Annotated in this window: 29 protein-coding genes and 1 riboswitch; of the genes, 22 read left to right on the forward strand and 7 right to left on the reverse strand. The window is 55.6% G+C overall.

All coding sequences use genetic code 11. The features are described from left to right. The first annotated feature begins 88 nt into the window (after window positions 1-88). From AB2L51_RS10525 to AB2L51_RS10595, 15 genes are all read left to right on the forward strand, one after another. Entirely contained in the window at window positions 89-739 is a 651-nt protein-coding gene (locus AB2L51_RS10525; RefSeq protein WP_395582453.1) for a hypothetical protein, read from the forward strand. Then, window positions 739-996: a hypothetical protein gene (locus AB2L51_RS10530; protein ID WP_395582455.1), complete on the forward strand. Its 258-nt coding sequence runs from the start codon at window positions 739-741 to the stop codon at window positions 994-996. The genes AB2L51_RS10525 and AB2L51_RS10530 overlap by 1 nt, the downstream gene beginning before the upstream one ends. A 78-nt stretch (window positions 997-1,074) precedes the next feature. After that, on the forward strand, window positions 1,075-1,395 hold the full coding sequence (locus tag AB2L51_RS10535; RefSeq protein ID WP_395582456.1) for a hypothetical protein: 321 nt from the start codon (window positions 1,075-1,077) through the stop codon (window positions 1,393-1,395). Continuing rightward, complete coding sequence (locus AB2L51_RS10540) at window positions 1,392-1,640, forward strand: hypothetical protein (RefSeq protein ID WP_395582457.1); 249 nt, start codon at window positions 1,392-1,394, stop codon at window positions 1,638-1,640. Before AB2L51_RS10535 ends, AB2L51_RS10540 begins: the two co-directional genes overlap by 4 nt. Next, window positions 1,637-2,098 (forward strand): hypothetical protein, encoded by a 462-nt coding sequence (locus tag AB2L51_RS10545; RefSeq protein WP_395582458.1) that lies wholly within the window; start codon window positions 1,637-1,639, stop codon window positions 2,096-2,098. Before AB2L51_RS10540 ends, AB2L51_RS10545 begins: the two co-directional genes overlap by 4 nt. 2 nt (window positions 2,099-2,100) lie before the next feature. Continuing rightward, window positions 2,101-2,913, forward strand: a complete 813-nt coding sequence (locus tag AB2L51_RS10550; protein WP_395582459.1) for a recombinase RecT — start codon at window positions 2,101-2,103, stop codon at window positions 2,911-2,913. Further along, window positions 2,910-3,497, forward strand: coding sequence for a 3'-5' exonuclease (locus tag AB2L51_RS10555; RefSeq protein ID WP_395582460.1), 588 nt, complete (start codon window positions 2,910-2,912; stop codon window positions 3,495-3,497). The genes AB2L51_RS10550 and AB2L51_RS10555 overlap by 4 nt, the downstream gene beginning before the upstream one ends. Beyond that, entirely contained in the window at window positions 3,494-3,850 is a 357-nt protein-coding gene (locus AB2L51_RS10560) for a hypothetical protein (protein WP_395582461.1), read from the forward strand. The genes AB2L51_RS10555 and AB2L51_RS10560 overlap by 4 nt, the downstream gene beginning before the upstream one ends. Beyond that, entirely contained in the window at window positions 3,847-4,287 is a 441-nt protein-coding gene (locus AB2L51_RS10565; RefSeq protein WP_395582462.1) for a hypothetical protein, read from the forward strand. Before AB2L51_RS10560 ends, AB2L51_RS10565 begins: the two co-directional genes overlap by 4 nt. After that, window positions 4,284-4,760: a hypothetical protein gene (locus tag AB2L51_RS10570; protein WP_395582463.1), complete on the forward strand. Its 477-nt coding sequence runs from the start codon at window positions 4,284-4,286 to the stop codon at window positions 4,758-4,760. Before AB2L51_RS10565 ends, AB2L51_RS10570 begins: the two co-directional genes overlap by 4 nt. Further along, window positions 4,753-4,980 (forward strand): helix-turn-helix transcriptional regulator, encoded by a 228-nt coding sequence (locus tag AB2L51_RS10575; protein WP_395582464.1) that lies wholly within the window; start codon window positions 4,753-4,755, stop codon window positions 4,978-4,980. The genes AB2L51_RS10570 and AB2L51_RS10575 overlap by 8 nt, the downstream gene beginning before the upstream one ends. 284 nt (window positions 4,981-5,264) lie before the next feature. Continuing rightward, window positions 5,265-6,017 carry a site-specific integrase gene (locus AB2L51_RS10580; RefSeq protein WP_395582465.1) on the forward strand — a complete coding sequence of 251 codons (753 nt, stop codon included), beginning with the start codon at window positions 5,265-5,267 and terminating at the stop codon, window positions 6,015-6,017. A 582-nt stretch (window positions 6,018-6,599) separates the two neighbouring features. Continuing rightward, complete coding sequence (locus AB2L51_RS10585) at window positions 6,600-7,802, forward strand: histidine-type phosphatase (protein WP_395582467.1); 1,203 nt, start codon at window positions 6,600-6,602, stop codon at window positions 7,800-7,802. Between the two features lie 78 nt (window positions 7,803-7,880). Next, window positions 7,881-8,300, forward strand: coding sequence for a hypothetical protein (locus AB2L51_RS10590; protein ID WP_395582468.1), 420 nt, complete (start codon window positions 7,881-7,883; stop codon window positions 8,298-8,300). Between the two features lie 408 nt (window positions 8,301-8,708). Continuing rightward, window positions 8,709-10,085: a GGDEF domain-containing protein gene (locus AB2L51_RS10595; RefSeq protein ID WP_395582469.1), complete on the forward strand. Its 1,377-nt coding sequence runs from the start codon at window positions 8,709-8,711 to the stop codon at window positions 10,083-10,085. Here the strand turns inward: AB2L51_RS10595 and AB2L51_RS10600 are convergent, their stop codons facing one another. Further along, window positions 10,086-10,427: a hypothetical protein gene (locus tag AB2L51_RS10600; RefSeq protein WP_395582470.1), complete on the reverse strand. Its 342-nt coding sequence runs from the start codon at window positions 10,425-10,427 to the stop codon at window positions 10,086-10,088. 58 nt (window positions 10,428-10,485) lie between these two features. Between AB2L51_RS10600 and AB2L51_RS10605 the strand changes: the two genes are divergently transcribed. Further along, on the forward strand, window positions 10,486-11,070 hold the full coding sequence (locus AB2L51_RS10605) for an HD-GYP domain-containing protein (protein ID WP_395582471.1): 585 nt from the start codon (window positions 10,486-10,488) through the stop codon (window positions 11,068-11,070). 31 nt (window positions 11,071-11,101) lie between these two features. Here AB2L51_RS10605 and hmuQ read toward each other — a convergent pair whose 3' ends face one another. The 3 genes from hmuQ to AB2L51_RS10620 all read right to left on the reverse strand — a co-directional run bounded on the left by hmuQ (window position 11,102) and on the right by AB2L51_RS10620 (window position 13,000). Further along, entirely contained in the window at window positions 11,102-11,422 is a 321-nt protein-coding gene (hmuQ, locus tag AB2L51_RS10610; RefSeq protein WP_395582519.1) for a heme-degrading protein HmuQ, read from the reverse strand. A gap of 155 nt (window positions 11,423-11,577) precedes the next feature. Next, a complete protein-coding gene (locus AB2L51_RS10615) occupies window positions 11,578-12,360 on the reverse strand; it encodes a siderophore-interacting protein (protein ID WP_395582472.1) in 783 nt (260 codons plus the stop codon). A gap of 46 nt (window positions 12,361-12,406) precedes the next feature. Beyond that, a complete protein-coding gene (locus AB2L51_RS10620) occupies window positions 12,407-13,000 on the reverse strand; it encodes a PadR family transcriptional regulator (RefSeq protein ID WP_395582473.1) in 594 nt (197 codons plus the stop codon). Window positions 13,001-13,152: 152 nt separating this feature from the next. Further along, window positions 13,153-13,232, forward strand: a riboswitch (Fluoride riboswitch). A gap of 105 nt (window positions 13,233-13,337) precedes the next feature. On the opposite strand from AB2L51_RS10620, the gene AB2L51_RS10625 reads away from it, so the two are divergent. Both AB2L51_RS10625 and AB2L51_RS10630 read left to right on the forward strand, forming a co-directional pair. Next, window positions 13,338-14,156, forward strand: coding sequence for a universal stress protein (locus AB2L51_RS10625; RefSeq protein WP_395582475.1), 819 nt, complete (start codon window positions 13,338-13,340; stop codon window positions 14,154-14,156). A gap of 31 nt (window positions 14,157-14,187) precedes the next feature. Further along, window positions 14,188-14,601, forward strand: a complete 414-nt coding sequence (locus tag AB2L51_RS10630; RefSeq protein WP_395582476.1) for a CrcB family protein — start codon at window positions 14,188-14,190, stop codon at window positions 14,599-14,601. A gap of 182 nt (window positions 14,602-14,783) precedes the next feature. On the opposite strand, the gene AB2L51_RS10635 is transcribed toward AB2L51_RS10630, so the two are convergent. From AB2L51_RS10635 to proP, 3 genes are all read right to left on the reverse strand, one after another. Next, window positions 14,784-14,951 (reverse strand): LysR family transcriptional regulator, encoded by a 168-nt coding sequence (locus AB2L51_RS10635; protein ID WP_395582477.1) that lies wholly within the window; start codon window positions 14,949-14,951, stop codon window positions 14,784-14,786. Window positions 14,952-15,121: 170 nt separating this feature from the next. After that, window positions 15,122-16,561, reverse strand: coding sequence for a methyl-accepting chemotaxis protein (locus tag AB2L51_RS10640; RefSeq protein ID WP_395582478.1), 1,440 nt, complete (start codon window positions 16,559-16,561; stop codon window positions 15,122-15,124). 383 nt (window positions 16,562-16,944) lie between these two features. Next, window positions 16,945-18,414: a glycine betaine/L-proline transporter ProP gene (proP, locus tag AB2L51_RS10645; RefSeq protein WP_395582479.1), complete on the reverse strand. Its 1,470-nt coding sequence runs from the start codon at window positions 18,412-18,414 to the stop codon at window positions 16,945-16,947. 597 nt (window positions 18,415-19,011) lie between these two features. Here proP and mgtA point away from each other — a divergent pair. The 4 genes from mgtA to AB2L51_RS10665 are packed head-to-tail and all read left to right on the forward strand — an operon-like array spanning window position 19,012 to window position 24,247. Next, a complete protein-coding gene (gene mgtA, locus AB2L51_RS10650) occupies window positions 19,012-21,789 on the forward strand; it encodes a magnesium-translocating P-type ATPase (protein WP_395582481.1) in 2,778 nt (925 codons plus the stop codon). Between the two features lie 42 nt (window positions 21,790-21,831). Continuing rightward, window positions 21,832-22,563, forward strand: a complete 732-nt coding sequence (locus AB2L51_RS10655; protein ID WP_395582482.1) for an MgtC/SapB family protein — start codon at window positions 21,832-21,834, stop codon at window positions 22,561-22,563. Window positions 22,564-22,583: 20 nt separating this feature from the next. Then, window positions 22,584-23,636, forward strand: a complete 1,053-nt coding sequence (locus tag AB2L51_RS10660) for a sensor histidine kinase (RefSeq protein WP_395582483.1) — start codon at window positions 22,584-22,586, stop codon at window positions 23,634-23,636. Further along, entirely contained in the window at window positions 23,633-24,247 is a 615-nt protein-coding gene (locus AB2L51_RS10665; protein ID WP_395582484.1) for a response regulator transcription factor, read from the forward strand. The genes AB2L51_RS10660 and AB2L51_RS10665 overlap by 4 nt, the downstream gene beginning before the upstream one ends. Window positions 24,248-24,256: the final 9 nt, after the last annotated feature.

Genomic DNA, 24,256 nt, shown 5'->3' on the forward strand with positions numbered 1-24,256 from the left:
ACTGTGCCTGAAATAGCATCTGGCTGGGTCAATTCCTGATGAAAAACCCGGGTCAGTTCTCAGTGAAAATCAACATCACTCCTTAAAAGTGGGTGTTTCAAACAATGCAGAGAGACGAATTGCGCAACATGCGCGGGATGTTGGCAAGCATGGCCTCAATAGCTCCGTTCTGAAAAAATGGGTTAGTCCTCGCATTTATAACGCGCGCGCTGTGGAGGCGGCCTGCGTGCAAAAGTTCGGCGGCCCAACCGGAGAATGGCTGCGCGCTGACTTCGACCAGGTTCATGGCTTCATTATTTCACATAAAATGAAGGAGACCCTCTCTAAAGAAGAAGAGGAAGAAAAAACCGTAGCGACCCAAGGTTTGCAAAATATTCTTAAGAACCTCATTACAGGCGAGAAACTTCCATACAAAGACGCCATTAACGCAGCCTTTACTGTCGGGAAAACTTTTACCGATATCATGAAGGAGGCATTTTCTCTTTTGCACGCCAATTATGTGCGTATGGGCGAATTGCCACCCGTTGGTGAATACGAAAAATTTATTGATCTCTTTTGTGACGAACTTGAGCGCTTAAATCTAACTCATGACTTTCTTCAAAGTGCCCTCATCAACATGCGTAATTATGGGCATACATGCGAAAATATTCTTTCATTATTCCTCATTGATGCACTTGAGAAAATGGGAATGCATCCTTTCTCACCATTTTTAGAATTCCCTTATCAGGAGGCAGCATAATGCCCCTCCACACTCCACAAAAACCAATCACTCAGCAATGGGACTACATCGCCACAAGCTGGGCTCTGGCGGCTCTGTATAACCCGTTAGTGCAGCTTGCTCTTGGTGCGGCGTTCTGGACCGCGATGATTGTGTACGTCTGCTTCGCTCAGAGTGCGCCAGCCGTGACGGCAGACCTGCTGAACGTCCTGTTCACGCCGTGGAACATCCTGGCCGATCTGACCGGGCTGCCTCGCGCGCCTCACCTTTCCCCCTGATGCCCCCGCACTTCCCGGCTCGCGGGCCGGGTCTTGTGGCCGCATTGGCCGGATGTTTCCCACGAGGGAGTTTGGAAAATGGCAGAGAAAATCTTGAGCGCATATGAACGCGCTGTGGATGATGGGCTGTTCAACACCGATGGCGCTCCGGCATGGGCCGCGCGTGACGTTGGTGATCTGGAAGCCCGTTGCGCAGAACTGGAGCGCATGCGGAAGGGCTTTGAGACAAAGGCATTCCCTGATGACGCAATCCGCGAAGAGCAAGTGAAGTGGCTCAATGAGAGTGTGGAAACACTTGTCTCTTACGTCAACGACATTTGGGAGAAGGTCCAGCAGGACCACGACCTTTTGCCCTTCACGCTGGCGGATAACCAACGCGATGTGATGGAGGCTGCGTGATGGATATTGAAACCAACACTCCAGAAGACATCGAGGCCGAAAACGTACTCATGGCCAGCATCGCAGCAAGCTGGGGCGAATATACCCATCTGCACCCGCGCAGGGGTTCTCCTGATGCCCGACTCCGCACGATTGAGCGTATGGAGCGGGCCGTCAGGTCGTTAGCTGACAGTGAGCGCCAGCAGGCCGCTTTCCGTGGGCGGGTTGCTCGGGGCGAAGTGCATTTGTTGGAGGGGGTAGCGTGAGTGATCCCCTCGTCACTGTTGCCAACCGTGTCCACGCAGACGTTCTGCGCCCGGCTATAGCAGCATGGAGCCAGTTCATCACGGCCATACGTGAACAGGGCGCAAATGTTGACGCCTGCTATCTGGAACTTATCGGTGCGGCAGAGGAATTGGAGCGGAAAGGCAAGCAGGCGGCGCAACTCCTGCGGCCCGAACTGGCAACGCGTATGCAGGAAGACGGTGTGACTGGGTTCCAGTCAGAAAACTGGAAGGCCAGCCTCCGCGATAAACCGCCGGAACCGTTCATGACGGATGAAGCGGCATTGAAGGCGGCACACCCGGAACTCTGGCTACCTCAACCTGACAAGTTTCAGACTAACGAAATGAAGAAACTCGCCCGGAAGAAGAGTCTTCCCGGCGTTTCCCTAACCAATGGTGGCGCACCCGTTCTGGTTGTTAGCGCCCGTAAGGATGTTTGATTATGAGTAATGCACTTACAACCCATTCATCTGTTTTGCAGCCGACAACCTTTCAAGAATTGATGAGCTTTGCCAATATGGCGGCCGCGTCCGACCTGATGCCCAAGGATTACCGCGGCAAGCCTGAAAACATCATGATTGCTGTTCAGATGGGTTCAGAACTTGGCCTGGCTCCTATGCAGGCCATCCAGAACATTGCCGTCATTAACGGACGCCCGAGCATTTGGGGGGACGCCATGCTTGCGCTGGTGCGCGGGTCTGGGCTTTGCGGGTCTGTCAAAGAGTTTTTCGAAGGTGAAGGTGAAGGTGATAACTTCCAGGCCGTCTGCATGGTCCGGCGCAAAGATGGTGATGAAGTGCGAGGCGAGTTCAGCATAGCAGACGCCAAGAAAGCCTCGCTTTGGTCCAAACAAGGCCCATGGCAGCAATACCCGCGCCGGATGCTCCAGATGCGCGCCAGAGGATTTGCCCTGCGCGATGCGTTCCCGGACGTGCTGCGTGGCCTTATCAGCGCAGATGAGGCCGCAGACATTCCAACTGAAACCATCGACATAACACCACCCCAAGGACGCATTGCCGAGCCAAAGCCCATAGACCACCGCGCCATATTCCAAGAGCGCCTTGCTGGCTGCACTGATGCAACCTGCACAGATACACTTTGGCAGACATGGCAGCGCACTCTGGCCCGCGCAGAAGATGCAGGGAAGCCGATTTCCGAAGATGTGCAATCTGACGTGAAGGATATGATTGCCGCCAAACGCGCAGAGTTTGCGCAGGAACATGCAGCAGCTCCAGTTGATGAGGTGCCAGCATGATCCTCTTCTACGACACAGAAACAACAGGCCTCCCCGACCGGTTTGCGCCCCTTAACTCTGCACGCCAGCCCCACTGCGTGCAGCTTGCAGCGCTGCTGACTGATAATGCGGGAAACGAACAATCCTGCATCAATCTGATTGTGCATCCTGACGGTTGGACCATTCCTGCAGAAGCGGCTGCCGTTCATGGCATCGCCACTGAAAAGGCCCTGGCTATGGGAATCAGGGAGGCTGTTGTTGCCGCTGCTTTCTATGACCTGAGCCGTAAGGCTGATTTAGTGGTTGCTCACAATGAGAAGTTTGACCGCCAGATCGTCAACATCATGTTTGAGCGCCTGGGGTGTGGATGGAAGCTGGACGGCCCGGCCTTCGACACGATGGAGGAAGCCGCGCCAATCGTAAACCTTCCGCCTACGCCTCGCATGATCGCCGCAGGTATCAACAAGCCCAAAGCGCCGAAGTTGGAGGAGTGCATCCAGCACTTCTTTGGCGAGAAGCTTGAGGGCGCACACGATGCCCTTGTGGATGTAAGGGCCTGTGCACGTCTGTTTTTTCACCTTCGCGCAGAAGGAGCCGCAGCATGACCCAGAAAACGAAACTAGAAATCATCGGCCCGTACACGCCGGAGCATGAGGGGCCGTGGGTTCTGGAAACTCCAGAATTTGAAAGTGAGTGCGTTGTTCACGCAGTCGTCGAGGGAGTTGGGTTTATCACCATTTGCGGTCGATCAGGTCCGGGATTATGTGCCGGTGATGAACTTATGAACGCCCGCGAAGTTCCTATGGCGCGGGAGTTTTGGGTGAATGAGTATCAGGGAGGGTTTGAACATCCGTCTACTGCGCACCACTGTATAGAGAATGCGCAGAGGTTTTCGTCTGACCCATCCTACATCCGCACAATCCACGTCCGCGAAGTCCTGCCGGGAGAAGGCGCATGACCCAACCCACCGGCGTGTTCGTGCGGTTGCCGTTGAATGAGGAACAGGTTGAGTCCGTTCTCAACAGCTACGTAGGCGACAAGGAGAGCACAAACATCTGTATGCAGAAAACCATTCTGGAACTTGGAACGCCTGTGACGGGTGGTAAGTTGAAAATTGTTGGTTATGCCCCGTCTCATTTGGAAGGCGGCTGGTGCGCGATATTCAGAAAAAAATCGGATGCCCTTAAATCTTCTATTCCTCTCGTCCGCCAGTCCGATGCCCAAGCCCAGATCGCGGCGCTTGAAGCTGAGGTTGTGCGGTTGCGGGAGGCGCTTGAAGGTATCGAAAATGGCCTGCCGGAAGATGAATATTACTGGATCGTGGCAGAGGGTCTTTTGCGCTCCATTGATTCTGGTGAGGTCGTTCCGCTTCCTAACGTTGGAGGCCAATCATGACTGACCCAAGGATTGAGGCGGCTGCCCGGGCCATCTGCAATGAGCTCATGAAAGACGGGAAAGTTTTTGGCGTAGCAAGGCTTTGCACGCAGGATGCCTTTGTCGACTTAGCGCATGTTGCCCTCGCAGCAGCAGACGCGGCGGCTTGGAGGCCAATAAGTGAAGCGCCGAAGGATCGAACAGATATCCTTGCCAAAACGCGGCCAGATGTTTTCCCAGAAAGCGACCATCGTTCAGGGTGGAATGGACGGAATGTCGTTATTCGGCATGGCGGTATCGTTAACGATGACTTTGACATGGGATGGTCTGTCTCCGCGCCAGTTGGTTATGGCGGGATGCCGGATGAGTGGTTTTTGGGATGGCAGCCTATTTCCAATCTGCCGGCAATGCCGCAGACCGACCCCGACACCATCTCCATACCAGAGCTACGCAATGACCGGCCTATTCCGGGAAAGGATGGGGAGGATGGGTGATATAACGCCACGGCTGCTATCAGTTGAGGAGGCCGCCCGGTATGTCGGGCTTTCCCGACCAGTCTTCCAGGCCACGATTGGAAAGAAAATACCGCCTATCAAGACTGGGGTGCGTCGCCTGATATGGGACAAGCTGGCCCTTGACCGCTGGATAGATGAGCAGTCAGGCATACACACCCCCGAACAAAAAACAATTAACCCACTAGATGCATTGATGTGATCGCAGTCCGCATAAAATATGTCCAGAAACACAGGGGCAGAGATGGTAGGGTCCGATATTATTTCCGGCACCCACGCCTGCCTCGTGTTTCCCTTCCAGACCTTCATAGCAATGAGTTCTGGCCCGCATATCAGAATGCTCTAGGGCAGGATCCCGATAATAAGGCCAATTCGGAGAAATCATCTGGAACATTCTCCTCCTTATGCGATAGCTGGCTTAGGTCATCACATTTTTTAGGCTTAAGACCATCAACCCAAAGGACCTATGGAAATATCGTCCGAAGCATGCAAATGGAGGACTTCGCATCGCATCAGGTAACGCATTTTGCGTCCCCTCACATACGCGCCTTTGTCGCAAGAAAATCAAAAACCCCTGCGGCGTCTAATAGCTGGCTAAAAATGTTTGGGATGATTTTCCAGCATGGCGTGGATAGGGGAGACATTGAGAGAAACCCTGCGACCGGTATATCGCGCATGAAAGAAATGGCGATAGGCGCAAAGTCATGGGAAGATTCAGAAATAGAAAAATATGAAAGCTATTGGGCCTCGGGAACAATAGCGCGCCTTGCACTGTATTTGCTTCTGTACACCGGACAAAGGCGAAGCGATGTGGTTCGTATGGGGTGGTCAGATATTCAGAAAGACGGAACTTTATCTGTGGAGCAGATGAAGACCGGAACTCGATTGCTGATACCCATTCACCCAGTGCTAGCGCGGGAAATCGACCAGATTCCCAAATCTCAATCTACGTTTTTAGCCACAAAGAAGGGATGCCCGTTTTCGGTTCATGTATTTTCACATAGCATTACGCGGTGGGTGAAAATGTGCGGGATAAAAGAACGTCTGTCTCCGCATGGATTGCGCAAGGCCGCCGCACGAAGAATGGCCGAGGCTGGCTGCTCTCCGCATCAAATAGCATCCATCACGGGACACAAGACATTGAGCGAGATAGAGCGCTACACTAGGGCCGTTGACCAATCCCGGCTGGCGCGGGATGCGGTCCTGAAAATAGGGCGTGGAAGTTTTACAAAATCCTGAAAGTTACTGAATCTTAGAGTATATAATATTTGAGTTTTACACTCTAACCCATTGACAAATATATGCTCTAGATTCGTCCACAGATTCTGCGGATGCTCCAGTGCATAAGCCTGTGGATAATGTGTACAGTTGGTGTGAATGCCGCGCATCCACCCTACAGCCGCGCTACGCGACCGCATGCGGCCGCCTTATGCCGTGCGCGTATCTCACTTCGCAAAAGCATGCGACAATGACATATTGACCAATCAACCACACCGGCAGAACAGAGCGTTCGCGTTGTTCCCCTTTGCGGACGTAATGGTCCACCAAAACCATCTCCGCTCCCGCTTACGGGACCATGGAGCCAGATGCCACCCAGAGCCACCGGCCACAAGACATGGGCCTGCACCATGTAATACTCTCTTTATTCATCACGAACTTTCCGGAAAAATCCCGGAATGCCCCTTCCCCCGGACCAGCCGACCTTGCGCTGGGATGGCGTATCCGCAATGCTGGCGGCGTGTTCCGCGAGATTACGCCGAGTTCTAAAACTGGCAATCTGTTCCACAACCGGGCCAGCACCAACCTTGCGGTAACCATACCATGAGACATCTTGTCCTTTTCTGCACGCTGTTCATCGCAATCCCCGCCCTTGCAGCACCTGCCGCCCCCCTCCCCTCCATGCAGCATGGAGCGGTGCTGGAACGGGTGGTGCTTCTTGCCCGCCATGGCATACGCAGCCCCACCAAACCACCCCGGACCCTGCTGGCCCAGACCGGCCACGCATGGGCCCAATGGCCTGTGCCCCCCGGTGCGTTGACCGAACACGGCAAACAGGCACTGGCCCAGATGGTAGAACTGGTGCGCCAGCACTACACACAGGCAGGCCTGCTCCAGTCAGGCAGTTGCCCCACACCAGCCAGCATTGCTGTATGGGCCGATGCCAAGGACCACCGCACGCGGGAGAGTGGGGGCATATGGGCTGACAGGCTTGCCCCCGCATGCGGCTTGCGCGCCAGCGGTCTGGCCGATGGGCAGGAAGACCCCATTTTTGCAGGCTCGCCAGCACCATTCAGCACGCAGGAACAAACCGCCATCACGCAGGAATTTGACCAGCGGGCACGTACCCTGCCCCCCAGCATGGAAACCAGCATGGCCACGTTACAGGCTGCTCTGGCCCCCACCGCCTGCACAACCGATACCCCCCACTGCCTGCGCGCCCACAAAACCATTCTGGTATGGAAAAAAGGCAAGCCCCACCTTGAAGGCGGCATTGCCACTGGCGGCACAGCGGCCGAAAATCTGCTGCTGGACTATACACAGGGTATGCCCGCACAGGGCGAACCGTTTGATGGGCATGACCCCGCAACCCTGATCGGGCAGGTCTTCCCCCTCCATACGGAGGAAAGCTGGCTGACCCGCCGCCTGCCCACGCTGGCCATACACAAGGGCACGCCCATGGCCACAGCCGTGCAGAATGTACTGGCGGGTAAACCTGTGAACGGTGTGCCCGCGGTAACGGAGCAGGCAAAACTGTTCGTGCTGGCAGGGCATGACACCAATCTGGACGCACTGGCCACCCTGTATGGGCTGGACTGGTCCTTTGCCGACCAGCCCGACCCCACCGCCCCCAACACAACGCTGGCCTTTGAGCGATGGCGCACGGCACATGGCCCCTACATTGTTATCCGCCTGTTCCATCAGGGGCTGGAAGCCCTACGCACACTGGCCCCACCCACTCCGGCGCTGAACATACAGGTTATTGCCGCTGGCCCGTCCCTCCAGACCCTGCGACCTGTCCGATAGGCACCGCCGCGCATGGAATGGGCCGGGCGCGGATGGGGCATCTTTGCAAACATCCGGCCTGCACCCCATATCTGTCCCATGACCGATGCATGGACTTCTGCCGGGGCGACCCATCCCACCGAACTCCTGCGCCAGCGCCGTATGGCGCTGCTGCTTGTCCGGCTGCCGGACAAAACACGGGGCTGGCTGTTCTGGCTGCGCGAACCGGGGCAGAAATGGCTCCGCCTGCCTGCTGGCTCATTCCTTGTCGCAGGGGGGCTGCTTTCCTTCCTGCCCGTGCTGGGATTATGGATGCTCCCCTTGGGCGTAGCTTTGCTGGCGGAGGATTTTGTCCTGTGCCGCAAGGTCTGCGCGCATATGCTGGACTGGATGATCCGGCGCAAGCCCCACTGGCTGGGCATAGCACCAGACGAAACGGAGGAGGACGCTTACCTCCGCATTCTTCCACACATTCCCCCACACCACCGTATGGACAGGAGAGAACAGGCAGACACGTAAACGCCCTGCCGGTCTGGCACTCCCGGCATTCAGGGGAAGCACGGCGGACCGGCAGGCCGGGCCGGATACAGGAGCGGAGCATGTGTTTGCATATACGCCACGCCCCGCGCCCCCCCCTTGCATCCATGCGGCGAGAGTATAAAGTCCGCCTTCTCACACAGTATACCGCATGCCCCGGACCACTCAGCCCAAAAAGTATAAAACTATGTTATAGATGCCACAGCGCAACAGCCACACAGGCGGATGGGTTGTCATCTGCACCAATCCCGCAGACTGTGCCCTGGTTTTATACAGGCACTTCGTATTATGCGATGTCGTTCCTGATCTGATATGATTGTCATGCCGTGGTATGAATACTCCGCACCGAATCATATTTTATAAAGTGCAATCAAAGGGTTCCGTTAACATATGTCTCCCGCGTTCATGACCCTGTCCCCCCTCGATCAGATGAAGGAGACAATAAACGAGACCCCGATCCATATCCGCGAAATTTTGCGCGACGTTGTCACGACTTCCGGGCAGACCTGCGTCGGCCTATTTTACTCCGCACTTTTCCAGCACGAACGGGCCGCCATTTTTTTGGAAAAGGAAACTGTCGAGGTCAAAATGCGACCCCAGTTGCTGGCTTGGATCCGGAGCCTGTTTTTTACCGATGCCGACCACGTTGAGGAGCTGAGTGAACTCCAGTGTCGTATTGGTACGATCCATGCCCAGCTTGAAATTCCCACCGATATTGTGGTGTACGGACTTTACATTATCAAACAGGCACTTATTGACGGCATAAAGGCTTCCACATCAGATAAGGACGACATTATTGCCGCCATTATCTACCTGAGCACCATGATGGATTTTGCCTTCAAGTTCATGATCAAGGCTTATGACATCAACTTCCGCAAAAAAGTGGAAAGTGACGAGGCCTTTCGCCTTGTCTCTCTGGGGCATAATATTTCCTACGAAAAAGAAACACAGATCAGCACCTTTTCAGGGTGGAGCACGCAGGCTTTCTACTGTCTGTGCAAGGACCACCCTGAAGACCTGCCCACCATTGCGGAATCCGAATTTGGCCTGTGGCTGACCCATAAGGGCATGAGCCTGTTCAAAGGCACGCATGAAGCCAGTCAAATCCAGACCAAGGTGCGTGAGTTAGACACCAAAATTGCGGCCATTCGCAAAACCGGTCTTATTCCGCCCGAATTCCCCACCGAACTCCACAAGGGCATTACCAGCCTGACCTTTTTGATCGGGCGCGTATTCCGGCATCTGGAGGAAGTGGAAAACGGGCGTGACCCACTGACCAAAGTGTTCAACCGCCGCTTTCTGGATGTGGTTATCCAGAACGAAATCACCTTTGCCCTGACGCATGAAAAACCGTTCAGTCTGGTTATTCTGGACATTGATCATTTCAAAAAAATCAATGACCAGTTCGGTCATCTGGTGGGTGATGAGGTACTGTGCTTTGTGGCCGAAATTATTGCCGCCAACGTACGCGCCAATGACTTTATCTTCCGCTACGGCGGCGAAGAATTTCTGATTGTCCTGACCGAAATCCCACTGGAGGACGGGCTGATCTGTGCGGAGCGCATTCGGACCGCGCTGGCCGAGCATCCTCTTACACTCTCTTCCAGCGATCAGGTTCAGGTCACCCTTTCGGGCGGGATCACCACGTTTGCAGGCGAAACCAACGCACGCCTGCTGATCCATCAGGCGGATGAGGCCCTCTACAAAGCCAAAAGCAACGGCCGCAACTGCATCGTCGCCATGCACCACACCCCTGAAAAAGCCTGATTATATTACGAATATATCAGCATTGCCGCGCATATTTCTTTTAACCGACACAGAAAACAGAAGCAGGTAGCTGCGTCCCATCATGGTGGAATTACGCTCAACATATTGAATGGAAACGATTTTATAAATTTCGCTCCACTCTTTTCTGGCACGATGGGATGCAATTCCCTTCTGGCATTGCAACAGTTGCAGTGCAGAAGCTCCATGTTTTCTTGGTAATAATTTTTTTTCTGAGTTTACTGCGTATTTTATTGATTCTAAAATCTCCAAACGGAAATCGAATAAATTATACTTAATATCTACGAGTAAAGTATGTATGCCTGACTGTACCACCGCCTCCATGTGGGATGCTGAAACGCTTCCCCCTCCCTCACTCCCCCATAAAGACTTTATTCAGGGTGTGAGCAATATCCAGGACGGGCATGGTCGTCGCGTTGGGTTACTGGCTGCACGGATCAACGAGTTGGCAGGGCTGGGGCTGGAGCAGAAGACAATCCGGCTGGCCGGAGAACTGCATGATACCGGCAAGGTGCTGACAGGGCAGGACATCCTGCACGCGCCACGCCCGCTGACACCGGACGAAAAAGGCGTTATTCGCAAACATCCGCTTCTGGGCCTTGGCGTGCTGCAATGGTACGGGCACGACTTCCCGCGTGAAGTCATGGATGCAACCCTGCTCCACCACGAACGGTGGGATGGCACAGGCTACCCGCTCGGGCTTAAAGGTCGGCATATTCCGCTATGGGTGCAGGTCATATCCGTGGCGGACACTATTGACGCCTGTCTGTCCAAGCGCAACTACAAGCACTCATGGACTCCCGAAGCGGTCAAAAAAATTCTGCAACAGGAAGCCGGACGCGCGTTTGAACCCAAGCTCTCCCTTTTATGCGCCACACATCTGGATGACCTGCTGGAAGTCTGGAACGCCGATTATGCATGGGAAAAACTGGGGGACAGACTCCCCGACGGCCAGCATTCGAACTAACCTCCACCACCGGGCAGCGGCTGGCCCCTGCTCAGGCCGTTACGTTCTGTAGCACCGTAAAACCTTCAAAGACCGGTGGGCCTGCGGTCAGGGCACGTCCCTGCCCCGCCCCGGCATGCGCTTGCCGAAACTGCTCGGACTGGGTCCAGCCCACAAATGCATCGTATGACGCCCATACGGTATGGGAAGCATAAAGCCTGCCGCCTTCCTTTTCCGGTCCTTGCAGAAACTGGAAGCTGACAAAACCGGGAACGCTTTGCAACAGCACCTCGCGTTCCAGCCAGCGCTGGCAAAAGGCTTCCTCGTTTTCTGGCGTGACCAGAAAACGGTTCATGGCAATATAGTAAGGCATGGTCTGTCTGTTCCCTTGCATACCCGTGGCGGAGCGGCCTGCCTGTACACAGGGCTGGCGCATGCAGGAACCAGCCCCTTACCACACTACCTGACCCTGCGCCCAAACCCGCCCTCCAGCAATACAAATCTGGCCTGTCAAAAACGGCTCCAGCCTTAAAAATCCGCCATATCCCGCACCGAAGCATTCTCCTGCCCCATAATCCAGTACCCCGCGACCTTCATCCACTGGACTGGCACGCAGCGTTCTTTCAACAGGTATTGCCGTACGGTGCGGGCGACATGAGCCTCTGCCCCAACCCAGACAAAAGTGCCCGGCGGAATACTGACTTCCCCCAGTGCGGCCACAAGAGCCTGCGCCTGATCCGCCTGCGCCATAGGCCGGTGGACCCAGTGCGCATCATGCCTGGCAGCCGATGCAAAGCTCTGCTCATCTTCCAGCCCAGGCACAGCCACAAGGGTTGTTACTGTTGCTTGGGCAGGCAGTTCCTCCACCCTGCGGGCAATGGCGGGCAAAGCCGTCTCATCCCCTACAAGAAGCCACTGCGCCACAGTGCCTGCAATAATACGCGAACCTTTTGGCCCACCAATATCCAGTCGCATACCCACACGGGCCGCACGCGCCCACGTTATGGCAGGGCCTGTCTGATGGTTTACAAAATCCAGCACCAGCGTTGTCGCCTCCCGGCTGTAGCGGCGCGGCGTATAGTCCCTGCGCACCTCCATCCCATCGGCTCCGGGCAGAAAGATTTTTATATGGTCATCGGGGGACGCGCTGGTAAAATCAGCCAGATCCGGCCCGGTCAGGGTTATGCGGAGCATATGGGGGGTCAGGCGCTCCACAGCCGCCACACTCAGGCTACGCCTGCGCATGGGATGACGTACGATCTCGTGTACCGGGGCTGGCGGCCACACCTGCTCCTTTAGCGGGTTTTGCATAGCGGTCTGATCTCTGGGTTAGCTATGGATGGGGCTCCAGAGGAGCTTATGTCTGATCAATGGCGCGAGCAGCCCCGTCCAGAAGGGCCGCTATCTGCTCCGCTTCCTGCGGAGTAAGACCGCCATTACGTAGTTTCAGGCGCAGAGCGGTTTTCAGGTTTTCCATCGCGCGCACCACGGGCACCGGCGTAGAACAGCGCCCGCCCTGTTCTGGCGTATCGGCACTGGCGGCGCGGGCAAGAATTGCCTGCAGGTCAGCGCTGTTGGCCGTCAGATATGCCGCCCCTTCGGGCGTGATATGGTACGTCTTGCGCCCGCCCTGCTCTGAGGGACGGATATGACCAGCCTCCTCCAGCCATGTGAGTGTAGGATAAATCACGCCGGGGCTGGGCGTATAACTGCCTGCAAACTTGTCCTCTATGGTTTTGATAAGCTCGTACCCGTAAGTCGGATTTTGTCCGATCAGGCTCAGTACGAGCAGCCGCATCTCCCCGTAATCGAACAGCCTGTGGCGGCCACCGCGCCGCCCGCCTCCACCCGGCCCGTGGTGGCGACCATGCCCGGCCGGGCCGGACCGACCTTCGGGGGCAAAAAACTGATGGCAGTAGCGACCGCCTGCATGTCTGTTTTTGTGTTTCATGACTCCGATATACATCCCGATATATCGTATGTAAAGATATATCGGGATGTATTTTTAAAACACCCGCCAGCCCACGCAAATCCGCCAGAGACTCCCCACTGCCCCCCCACGCCAGCAGGCGGGATTGACTTGAAGGACGTGTTTTATTCATACTCCGACACGGCAATGGACTCTGCCGGATTTTGGCCCCCAAAATCGAACCGCCGTACTGGCTGATGATTCCTACCCCGCAAAACCATGCGTGAGGGAGGAGTGCGTCCAAAACCATGCCCCGCATACACAACCAGACCGGGCTTTGCCCCACCCCCACCAACCGCACAGGCAGGAACCCCTTGCAATGCGCCTGATCGCTGTTCTGGACGATGCCCGGACCGCAGCCTTGACCCTGCACACCGCAGGCCAACTGGCTGCCCGGCTGGGAGGGGCGGATATTTGCGCTTTCCACCCCATGCCTGCCACGGACCCTGATTTTCAAAGCCCGGATGAAGGGCTGCCAGACCCCGCACAACAGGCCCGCTTTGCGCAAACGGTTGCCACCCGTGCCCACGCCATCCACCAGATTTTTGAACACTGGCGCAGCACAGCGCAGGGCAGCCCCCATGCCCAATGGGTGGAACAGGCAGGCCCGCCGCGCACAACCCTGAGCCTTGCCGCCAGCAAAACCGATTTTGTTGTTCTCGGTCCGGCCAGCGCGGCCACCACACCGGTAGCCCGGCAGAGCTTTGCCGCTGCCTTGTACGATACACAGGCAACGATACTTATTGCCCCACCCACACCACAGCCGGATTTTGGCCAACACCCGGTTATAGCCTGGCAGGACACCCCCAACCTGCACCGCGCCACCGCCGCCGCCATGCCCCTGCTCCGCACGGCTGAGCACGTGAGCATTCTGTTAGGGGAACACCACCCAAACGCGGTTGCAGACCCCACATTACTGGCCACACTACGCACGCTTGGCGTGGCGGTCACGCTGGAGCGGTTTGTTCTGACAGAACAAGGCGTGGGCGAGCAGATCCGCGCACGCGCCACGCAGGCGGGGGCAGACCTGCTGGTTATGGGGGCATACGGCCGACCGCATTTTATTGAATGGCTATTTGGCGGCCCCACCGTGGACCTGTTTACCCATGCCACATGGCCAATACTGACCCACCATTGATAAACACAGAACCACAGGCACAGAGTTTTCCATGTTGACCAACTTCCTCCCCTCTCTCCTTATCGGTCTGGCCGGAGCTGCCGGTACGCTGCTGCGCTACTGGGTGGGGCTGGCAACCCTGCGATGGAGCCAGGTTCTGCCATGGGGGACCATTATCATTAATGTATCCGGTTCGTTTGCCATTGCCTTTTTTGGCACCTTGACCGCAGCAGGTGGCCGCCTGCCCGTATCTGAAACCGGAAGGCTGGTGTTTATGGTGGGGTTATGCGGGGGATACACCACGTTTTCGTCTTTCAGCCTGCAAACACTTGACCTGCTTAAAAACGGGGCACCCGGGCGGGCACTTCTCAATATTGGTCTGTCTGTGGGGTTATGCATGCTTGGCGTGAGCGCGGGCTACGTTGTGGCACAGGCCCTGAACACCACAAGTGGAAGCGAAAACTGACCGGCAGGTCAGTTTTTACGCGGCATAAATGCTGGCGTTACCGGCAGGATGGCGGATGCCAGGGATCATGGAGCAGCCATACGCACTGGCCCCGATAGACGCGGCCTGCCGCCATGGGCCTCTCACTGACACTCTGGGCTTCCCACCCCATGCGGGTGGCGCGGCAAAGCAAGGCCTGCCATTTATGTCTGGGAAGAGTGGCGGGAGTTGCTGTGGCACAACGCCACTTCCGAAGACTGCTCGGGCCTGCGGACAGCCGTGGAAACCGTAGGTTTGGAAAGTTGCATATCCTTGGCAACACGCACGAAGGAACTAAACGCCGCCACTTTGCAAAAATAGTCAAACCTCAAAATCCGGCAGCCGCATGCCTGATGTTCCGGCCCAGTTCCTTTCCACCTGCCTATACTCCGGGCCGGTGGAAAGAACCTGAAACGGCAAAAACACCCGTCCGTATTGTCGCCATGGACTGGCTCAACCCGGACAGGGCCTTGAGTGTTTTATGCCGTGCGCGGAGCGGAGGCTACGCGCTGAGCTTTTCGAGCATGCGCTTTGAATGAGATGGGGCAGTTCCATTCCATGTAAGCTGGGGTGACCTGCGTGAAGACGCATTGGAAATGACGAAACGCTGGAGCGTCTGAGACAGGGTTTTCGTCTCCCCGGTCAGATTATGGCTGGCCGCCGTCGTTTCCTCCACCATGGCCGCGTTCTGCTGGGTTACGCGATCCATATCCCCAATCGACGCTGTAATTTCCGAAAGGCTGCGCGCCTGATGCTGGGTCGCAATGGAGATTTTCTCAATTCTTTCGGCAATGCCCTGAGTGCTGCGGGCAAATTCGCTCAGATACGAACTTGTCGTCTGCACAAGCGTCACCCCTTTGGAAACCTGATCAGACGCGACGGAAACCAGTTTCTTGATCTCATTGGCCGATGTGGCAGCCTGTTCGGACAGAGAGCGGACTTCCTGCGCAACAACGGCAAAACCGCGCCCGGCATTGCCTGCTCTGGCCGCTTCGACCCCGGCATTGAGCGCCAGCACATTCGTCTGAAACGCGATATTGTCCATCACCGAGATAATTTCACCAATCGCATCGGACGATGCCTTGATACCGTCCATGGATTTCGTCGTTTCTACCATCGCCGTGGTTGCGAGGTTGACCTTTTCCAGCGTCTGGCGGGTTTCTTCCGTTGTGTCCTTGCAGGCATGCGCGGTCGTTTGCACCCCGTCAGTAATGGTCCTGACCGCTATTGCGGCCTGAGCCAGATTGGCGGCCTGCTTTTCAGTGCGCTTGGCAAGATCGTCAGAAGCGGTGGAAATCTCACTCGCGCTGCTGCCGATCAGGTCCGAGCTTTTGGCCACGGTTTTAAGCGCCTCATTCAGGCCCTGTATCGACTGGTTGAATGCCTCACGCAAAGGCGCGAATTCCCCGTCAAACGCATTGCCGGAAATCTGCTGGCTGACATCCCCCTGGGCCATGTCATTCAGTGCGACTTCCAGCATTGAAATGACTTCTCTGGTCTGCTGGTCACGCTTCTGGCTGCGTTCGAAAGAATCCCTGATCTCGTCAGACATTTTTTCCTGCTTTTCGCGCGCGGCCTTCTGCTCCTTGACGTTGCTTGCAAAGGACACCATGGTGCGTGCAAGTCTGCCGGTACAGTCCTTGTTGTCGTAATATGGAATAGTGCTGGATATAATGCCCTTACCCAGTTCCTCACCAACATTCACAAGCTGTTCTGTCGGCAGAATGACTGAACGCTCAAGAATATGCCACACAGCCAGAGCCTCCAACTGGCTGTACAGGAACAATGCCACAGTAATATACAGCATATGCATAGCGGTTGCATGCATGAAATATGCAAGAACCATCAATGCGATCTGGAGAACCGGGTAGGCTTCCTGAAACAGCATGATCGCATGGATTTTGTTGCGAACAGGCGCATCCTTATACAGATACTGTAACATTGTTATTACCATTGTGAATAAATTAAGTAACGGCTTAACTATCTACTGGAAATGGAAAAATTTGCAAGCAAATCGAATTGTGCAAATAACTCTTATTCTTATATTCGCCATATCGTATCAGCAGATACCAAGACCAAACCATCCAGATTCAGGGCGGTGCAACGTAACACGAACTAAGGCCGTTGTGCAGACTTTCTCGCCATAACCGCTGCAAAAGCCGTCTGGCGGCCTCACAGAGGGCGCGCTTGTGCGGGAGGCCCCGTTCCCGGCTCCCGCCGACCATCATGCCCCAGTTCGACCGGGGTCACCTGTCGCCTCACATCATTTCATGATGTCGGAAACCGGACTCGTGATTTTGACCTGCGATGACCCACATCTACCCGCTACGACTCCTCTATCTGGGACAGCGGCGGTAATTTTGGGTCTACCGTCAAAGGCCTGTTCCCTTTCATGAGGGCTTCAAGCTCATCTTCGGTTCCAACGGCAGGCGGGGACCCGCGCAGAGGTAAACGTGCTGTTTCCTTTACACTCAGCATGGTTAGAATCCCCACGACCGCCGCCCCCATCAGGTAGTAGGCCGGAATCATCAAATTGTCGGTTCGCCGTATAAGCCATGCTGTTATCAAAGGTGTCGTCCCGCCAAAAACTGAAACTGACAGATTAAATGCCAAAGACAATGCCGTGTATCTTACAGGTGTATAGAACAGGGCAGGTAATGTGGCAGGCATCGAACTGGTAAAACACACCAGAGATATGCCCAGAAGCATGAGCCCCAGAAAAATCAGCCAGTCATTATTGCTCTGTATCAACCACAGACTGGGTATCGCCAGAAACAGGAGAGCAAGACAGGCCCCAATAATCATGGGCCGTCGCCCCAGCCGGTCGCTGAACAGGCCGCCCACAACGTTCAGCGGCATCATGACCAGCATCACGAGGATAATGAGCAGCAGGCCCTTCGTTTCCGGGTAGCCGAGCGTCACGCTCAGGTAGCTCGGCATATATGTCAGAACCATGTAGTACGTGACATTAAAAACCAGAACCAGCCCCATGCATTTGGCGAGCTGCCTCCAATGGACGATAAACAGGTCGCGCCAGCCGGGCTTGTCATTTTCCCGCTTCTCGGCTTCCTGTGAGTAATTCTGGAATGCTGGCGTTTCTTCCAGCCTGTTGCGCATGTAAAGCCCCAGAAGCCCTAACGGACCAGCGATCATAAAGGGAATGCGCCACCCCCAAACACTCATCTGGCTATTGGTCAGTGTTAATTGCAGAACTGTTACGGCACCCGCACCGGCGACATAGCCGCCTAGCGTTCCGAACTCCATCCAGCTTCCCATAAAGCCACGTTTCTTATCGGTGGAATACTCGGCGATAAAGGTGGCTGCTCCACCATATTCTCCACCTGTTGAAAAACCCTGCACCATACGCGCAAGCAACAGGAGCACAGGCGCCCAGATGCCAATGCTGCCATAGGATGGAATAAGCCCGATACAGAACGTGCTGGACGCCATCATAATCATGGTAATGGCCAGAATTTTCTGACGTCCGTATTGATCACCCAGTGGGCCAAAAACCATACCCCCTAAGGGGCGCACCAGAAAAGCTACGGTAAATGCCGCGAAAGTTGCAATCAGTTGCACCGCGGCATCGGCAGATGGGAAAAATACCTGACCAAGTACAACAGCAATATAACCATAAACACCAAAGTCGAACCATTCCATCGCATTGCCGAGTGCGGCCGCTCCAACAGCGCGTTTGAGCATATCACCATCGACAATCGTGATCTCTTCCGCGTTGATATGTTTGCGCCGCTTGAACCAGCCAAAGTGAGCATGTTTCGAATCAGAATCCAACATAAGACTATTATCCCCTCTCAGGCATAATATCATTTATCGAAAAATTAGTATAGATCAATAATATTACGCCAAAAAATAAGGAAATGGCAACGGAATATAAGTTTACATATTTTATTCACATTCATTATATTTTTTTCTATGAATCTATATAGATAATACTGAACAGTTCATTTTCTACATCCATTTTCATGCTTTATACACACGCAAAATTCTTTCTATTCCGTAAAAATGAAAGGGGTCCGTCATGGACAGAACACAGGAGCGATAGAACCGCCGAACGCACATCAGGAAGTGCCGCGCCCTTGCAGCCCGGTCCGGGAAAGCCGCAGTACCGGAGCGGCCATTATACTTTCGTATATTTTTGATATACTCATTCCCTCCCCAAACGGGATAATAATACCTTGCGATATTGTCATTTATCAGGAAAATGACACCTGCTTCCGGATGATCCCAGTCTGGAAACTTTTTTCATATCTTCTGTGCCCAGCCCGGCGATTACGCACGGCAAGCATGGTGGTGGCCAACACCGCCCCCCTGCTTACCGCGTTTTTCTTGTCTCGCACGGCGCCCCGACACTTGCCAGGGGGAGTGTTCATCATGAACGGTTTCAAGAATTTCCTTCAGTTTTTCTTTAGCCTGTTTCTTAAACAGCGCCATACAGAGCGCTATTTTCGACGCCAGAAAATACTCGAAAGCCTGAACAGGCTGGGAACCGGCAACAGGCTGACATCGTTGCAGTACGATTCCAGAAAGATGAGCCAGATCGCAACCGACGATGTTCCGGCCGCGATCACGCGCCTGCATTCGTGTGAAGACGGGCTGACCAACGCCGAGGCGGCAAACCGCCGGGAGCGCTTTGGCCCCAACGAAGTGGAGCACGAAAAACCACTGCCAGCCTGGCGGCACCTGTGGCACTGCTACAGCAATCCGTTCAATCTGCTGCTGACAACGCTCGCTTTGATCTCCGCCCTGACGCAGGACCTGACAGCCGCCACGGTCATCGGCACGATGGTGGTGCTGAGCACCCTGCTGCGTTTTGTTCAGGAAGGACGGTCCAACCGGGCGGCCGAACGGCTGAAATCCATGGTCAGCAACACCGCGACCGTGATCCGGCGTCAGGCACTTGATACAGAAGCCCTCAACGCGCGTTATGCTGGCGAGCATCTGCACGTGGGGCGCTCGGCCGTGCCGGTTGAACTGCCGATCCGTGACCTTGTGCCGGGCGACCACGTCGTTCTGTCCGCAGGCGACATGATCCCCGCCGATTGCAGGGTGCTGACAGCCAAGGATCTATTTGTCTCCCAGAGCGCCATGACCGGCGAAGCGCTGCCGGTGGAAAAATTTGCCGAAATTGACAAGCCTTTCACATCCATTTTCGAAACGCCCAACCTCGTCTTCATGGGCACCAATGTCATTTCCGGCTCTGCGACCGCACTGGTCGTCGCAACCGGCCAGAACACCTGCTTTGGTGCGCTGTCTGCGCGTGTTTCGGAGACAGACCGTACCCCTACGGCGTTCGAGGCAGGCGTAAACGGTGTTAGCTGGCTGCTGATCCGCTTCGCCCTTGTCATGGCTCCGGTGGTCCTGTTCCTTAACGGATTGACCAAGGGGGACTGGCTCGACGCATCCCTGTTCGCGCTCTCGGTCGCGGTTGGGCTGACGCCGGAAATGTTGCCGATGATTGTCACCTCGACCCTGGCCCGGGGAGCTGTCACGCTCTCGCGCAGGAAAGTCATCGTCAAACGTCTGGACGCAATACAGAATTTTGGTGCGATGAACATTCTCTGCACCGACAAAACCGGTACAATCACACAGGACAGGATTGCACTGGCCCGGCACACCGATGCGTTTGGCACACCATCTGACGCCGTATTGCGTTACGCCTGGCTCAACAGCTTTTACCAGACCGGGCTCAAGAACCTGCTGGACCGTGCGGTACTGGAACATGTCGCACTGGGCCACGAAGCGCCTGAAGCACAGACATGGCACAAGGTTGATGAAATTCCGTTTGATTTTGAACGGCGGCGCATGTCGGTCATCGTGTCCGAAGGGGATAATCCGCCTTTGCTGATCTGCAAGGGAGCGGTTGAGGAAATACTGGCAGCCTGCACATGGATTGTGGACAATGAAAGTGCGGATGTGCGCCCCCTTGATGACAGGACGCTGGAAAGACTGCGCACCGTAACGCAGGACCTGAACCGGCAGGGACTGCGCGTGGTCGCCGTTGCAACGCGTGAAATGCCTGCTGCACAGTCTGTCTATTCGGTAAAGGATGAGACGGACCTTACACTTGTGGGCTATATCGCTTTTCTCGACCCACCGAAGGAAACAACGGCACCAGCCCTGCGGGCGCTGGCGGAGCACGGGGTAGAAGTCAAGGTTCTGACAGGCGACAGCGAACTTGTGACGGCACAGGTCTGTGCGCAGGTCGGGTTCGGGCATGCCCATTTCCTGACCGGCCCGCAGATCGACAGCATGAGCGAAACCGAACTGGCGGATGCGGCCAGCAAACATCAGATTTTTGCCCGCCTGACCCCTCAGCACAAGGAGCGGATCGTTCATGCACTGCGCAATGGCGGCCACGTTGTGGGCTTCATGGGGGACGGCATCAACGATGCGGCGGCCCTGCGCGCGGCGGATATTGGTATCTCGGTAGATACGGGTGTGGATATTGCAAAGGAAGCTGCCGACATTATCCTGCTGGAAAAAAGCCTGATGGTGCTGGAGGAAGGTGTGCTCGAAGGACGCAGGACCTTCTGCAACATGCTCAAATATATCCGCATGACGGCAAGCTCGAACTTCGGCAACGTGTTCTCGGTTCTGGTTGGAAGCGCCTTTCTGCCCTTCCTGCCGATGCTGCCGTTGCAGTTACTGGTGCAGAACCTGCTTTATGATCTCTCGCAGACCGCCATTCCATTCGATAGCGTGGACCGTGCCCTGATCGCGCAGCCACTGAAATGGAACCCGAGGGATATAGGCCGGTTCATGATTTTTTTCGGTCCTGCCAGTTCGGTTTTTGACATCGCGACATTTATCATCATGTGGCATGTCTTTGGTGCGAATAGCGATGCGCACCAGTCCCTGTTCCAGTCCGGCTGGTTTGTGGAAGGACTGCTGACACAGACACTGATCGTCCACATGATCCGCACGCCACAGCGCCCCTTCATCGACAGCCGTGCAGCATGGCCCCTGATGCTCATGACCGTAATCATCGCCGCCATTGGCATTGTTCTGCCGAACAGCCCCTTGGGCGGATACTTCGGGTTCCAGCCGCTGCCACTCAGCTATTACCCTTGGCTGGCCGCTATGATTCTGGGGTATGCATTCCTGACGTCGCTGATGAAAAAAATCTATATCCGCCAATTCGGCTGGTAAGAGGCCATATGGACGAACCCTGCCTGCATCGGGAGTCATGATGTGACCCTTGCTCTTCATTTCAGCAGCCTGCCATCGCTTGCGACCACCCTCGTCGAGCTTTTGGCAGCCTTTGCGCTCGGCGCCCTGATCGGCGTCGAGCGTCAGTTTCGCCAGCGTACCGCCGGGTTGCGGACCAATACGCTGGTTTCTGTTGGTGCGGCTATCTTTGTCATATTGGGCGCACGCCTTTTTGACATCGACCACGGATCGCAAACACCCATCACAATCGTTGCCTATGTCGTCTCGGGGATCGGTTTTCTGGGGGCCGGCGCGATCATGAAAGAAGGAGCCAGCGTTTCCGGCCTGAACACCGCCGCCACACTCTGGGGGTCGGGCGCGGTCGGAGCCTGCGCCGGTGCAGGCTTTCTGGGCGAAGCATCACTGGCCACGCTTTTCGTCCTTGCCAGCAATACGCTGCTACGTCCGCTGGTGAACCGGATCAACAGGCGTCCGTTCAGCGAGGAGAGCAGTGAGGCCCTGTATGTGGTTTATATAATCTGTGCGCGCAATCTGAATGTGGACATACGGGAAAATATTCTCGAAATCCTTGACGATACCGGCTTTCCTGTCCGCCAGATGGACACGCACCTTCTGGGTTCGGACGAAATGGAGATCGAATTGACGCTCTTCCCCACCTCGGTCAACGTCGAAGAACTCGATGCCGCGGTTGAGAAGGTGGAAAAACTGTCCGGTGTCCGGCAGGCTTTTTGGAATGCCCGCGACGAGACGTGATGCAAAAGGAGGAGGAACGCATGGCGATGCAGCTTCGTAACCGGCTCAGGCTGGTTCTTCTGGCGGGTGTCATGGCCACGCTGTTCATTGTGGACACAGTCACGAATTACGAAGTCGCAGCCGCGGTTTTCTATGCAATCATCATCCTGACTGCGGCCCCCCTCCTGACACGCCGGACACTCATCCTGCTTGCCACGCTCTGCATGGCCTTGACCACCCTGAGCTTTGTGCTGACACACAAAGGCAATCTTCCCACCGGTCTGGCCAATATGAGCGTCAGCATCATAGCCATTGTCATGACAACCTGGCTGATTCTTAAAATGGATGCGGCCCGTCAGGACGCACAGGATGCGCAGGCCAGACTGATGCGGGTGGCACGGATCAAAGGTCTTGAAGGGTTGACCACGTCCATTGCGCACGAAATCAACCAACCGCTGGCCGCAATCGTGACAAGCGGCAATGCATGCAGCCATTGGCTGGCACATGACCCTCCCAATCTTGACCGGGCCAGACAGGCACTTGAGAGGATCGTCCACGACGCAGGCCGGGCCAGCACCATTGTCGCCCGCATCCGCAGTCTGAGCAGAGGCGAAGCACCCCACAAAACCGTTTTTGCCTTCAATGACGCGGTTCAGGAGATCATTGGTGTCTCACGTGGAGAAATGGAACGGCACGGAATTACACTGGAACTGGAACTCCCACCCGACCAGCCTCCAGTCCACGCCGACCGGGTGCAGATACAGCAGGTCATCGGCAATCTTCTTCTCAACGCCATTGAAGCCATTACCTCCAGCACAAACCCTGTGCGCACGATCCATATGGCATCGGATGTGAGAGGCAACATGCTCAGGCTTTCCATCCGCGATTCCGGCGTTGGCATTCCCGCTGGGATCCGTAACCATCTTTTTGAAACATTCTGGACCACCAAGGAGGATGGCATGGGAATCGGGCTGAGCATCAGCCGTACACTTGTTGAGGCCAATGGGGGACAGATTTCGGCAGAGCCGGTGGAACCGTGGGGCGCGCTCTTCTGTTTTACGGTACCAGTGGCACAGCAGGATCAACACCAATGACCGACGACTGTGTGGTGTATGTGATTGATGATGACAGTTCCGTCCGTGCGGCGCTGGAAGACCTGCTTGCATCGGTCGGGATAAGGGTTCTGGCTTTTGATACCACCACGGCGTTCCTCACGCATGGAATGGAGGACGTACCCGGCTGTCTTGTGCTGGACGTACGTATGCCGGGTCAGAGTGGTATTGACTTCCACCGGAGTATGGCGGGGCTCGGGATCAACCTGCCGGTCATCTTCATCACCGGTCATGGTGATATTCCAATGGGCGTGGACGCGATCAAGCACGGAGCTATTGAGTTCCTGACAAAGCCGTTCAACGACCAGACCCTGCTGGATGCGATCCAGAACGGGATCAGCATGGATCAGGAGCGCCGCCGCACCAAGGCCGAGGGCCTGGCCCTGCACACTCTCTGGTCCTCACTCTCGACAGGGGAGCAGGAAGTCGCACGTCTGGTCGTGCGCGGGTTGCTGAACAAGCAGATCGCCGCTGAACTGAATGTCAGTGAAATCACCGTCAAGATCCGTCGCGCTCAGGTCATGCGCAAGATGGATGCGCAGACCCTGCCTGACCTTGTCAGGCTGACGGAAAAACTCGCACTCAGCGGCTGATTCTGCCCT

This window comes from Acetobacter fabarum (assembly GCF_040702925.2).
GTDB lineage: Bacteria > Pseudomonadota > Alphaproteobacteria > Acetobacterales > Acetobacteraceae > Acetobacter > Acetobacter fabarum_B.

Bases quoted from the DNA above. Each gene is read 5' to 3' on its own strand.
- AB2L51_RS10530 (WP_395582455.1), top strand. From the start codon at position 739: ATGCCCCTCCACACTCCACAAAAACCAATCACTCAGCAATGGGACTAC.
- AB2L51_RS10535 (WP_395582456.1), top strand. From the start codon at position 1,075: ATGGCAGAGAAAATCTTGAGCGCATATGAACGCGCTGTGGATGATGGG.
- AB2L51_RS10550 (WP_395582459.1), top strand. From the start codon at position 2,101: ATGAGTAATGCACTTACAACCCATTCATCTGTTTTGCAGCCGACAACC.
- AB2L51_RS10555 (WP_395582460.1), top strand. From the start codon at position 2,910: ATGATCCTCTTCTACGACACAGAAACAACAGGCCTCCCCGACCGGTTT.
- AB2L51_RS10560 (WP_395582461.1), top strand. From the start codon at position 3,494: ATGACCCAGAAAACGAAACTAGAAATCATCGGCCCGTACACGCCGGAG.
- AB2L51_RS10565 (WP_395582462.1), top strand. From the start codon at position 3,847: ATGACCCAACCCACCGGCGTGTTCGTGCGGTTGCCGTTGAATGAGGAA.
- AB2L51_RS10570 (WP_395582463.1), top strand. From the start codon at position 4,284: ATGACTGACCCAAGGATTGAGGCGGCTGCCCGGGCCATCTGCAATGAG.
- AB2L51_RS10575 (WP_395582464.1), top strand. From the start codon at position 4,753: ATGGGTGATATAACGCCACGGCTGCTATCAGTTGAGGAGGCCGCCCGG.
- AB2L51_RS10580 (WP_395582465.1), top strand. From the start codon at position 5,265: ATGCAAATGGAGGACTTCGCATCGCATCAGGTAACGCATTTTGCGTCC.
- AB2L51_RS10585 (WP_395582467.1), top strand. From the start codon at position 6,600: ATGAGACATCTTGTCCTTTTCTGCACGCTGTTCATCGCAATCCCCGCC.
- AB2L51_RS10590 (WP_395582468.1), top strand. From the start codon at position 7,881: ATGACCGATGCATGGACTTCTGCCGGGGCGACCCATCCCACCGAACTC.
- AB2L51_RS10595 (WP_395582469.1), top strand. From the start codon at position 8,709: ATGTCTCCCGCGTTCATGACCCTGTCCCCCCTCGATCAGATGAAGGAG.
- AB2L51_RS10600 (WP_395582470.1), bottom strand. From the start codon at position 10,427: ATGGAGGCGGTGGTACAGTCAGGCATACATACTTTACTCGTAGATATT.
- hmuQ (WP_395582519.1), bottom strand. From the start codon at position 11,422: ATGCCTTACTATATTGCCATGAACCGTTTTCTGGTCACGCCAGAAAAC.
- AB2L51_RS10615 (WP_395582472.1), bottom strand. From the start codon at position 12,360: ATGCAAAACCCGCTAAAGGAGCAGGTGTGGCCGCCAGCCCCGGTACAC.
- AB2L51_RS10620 (WP_395582473.1), bottom strand. From the start codon at position 13,000: ATGAAACACAAAAACAGACATGCAGGCGGTCGCTACTGCCATCAGTTT.
- AB2L51_RS10625 (WP_395582475.1), top strand. From the start codon at position 13,338: ATGCGCCTGATCGCTGTTCTGGACGATGCCCGGACCGCAGCCTTGACC.
- AB2L51_RS10630 (WP_395582476.1), top strand. From the start codon at position 14,188: ATGTTGACCAACTTCCTCCCCTCTCTCCTTATCGGTCTGGCCGGAGCT.
- AB2L51_RS10640 (WP_395582478.1), bottom strand. From the start codon at position 16,561: ATGTTACAGTATCTGTATAAGGATGCGCCTGTTCGCAACAAAATCCAT.
- proP (WP_395582479.1), bottom strand. From the start codon at position 18,414: ATGTTGGATTCTGATTCGAAACATGCTCACTTTGGCTGGTTCAAGCGG.
- mgtA (WP_395582481.1), top strand. From the start codon at position 19,012: ATGAACGGTTTCAAGAATTTCCTTCAGTTTTTCTTTAGCCTGTTTCTT.
- AB2L51_RS10660 (WP_395582483.1), top strand. From the start codon at position 22,584: ATGGCGATGCAGCTTCGTAACCGGCTCAGGCTGGTTCTTCTGGCGGGT.
- AB2L51_RS10665 (WP_395582484.1), top strand. From the start codon at position 23,633: ATGACCGACGACTGTGTGGTGTATGTGATTGATGATGACAGTTCCGTC.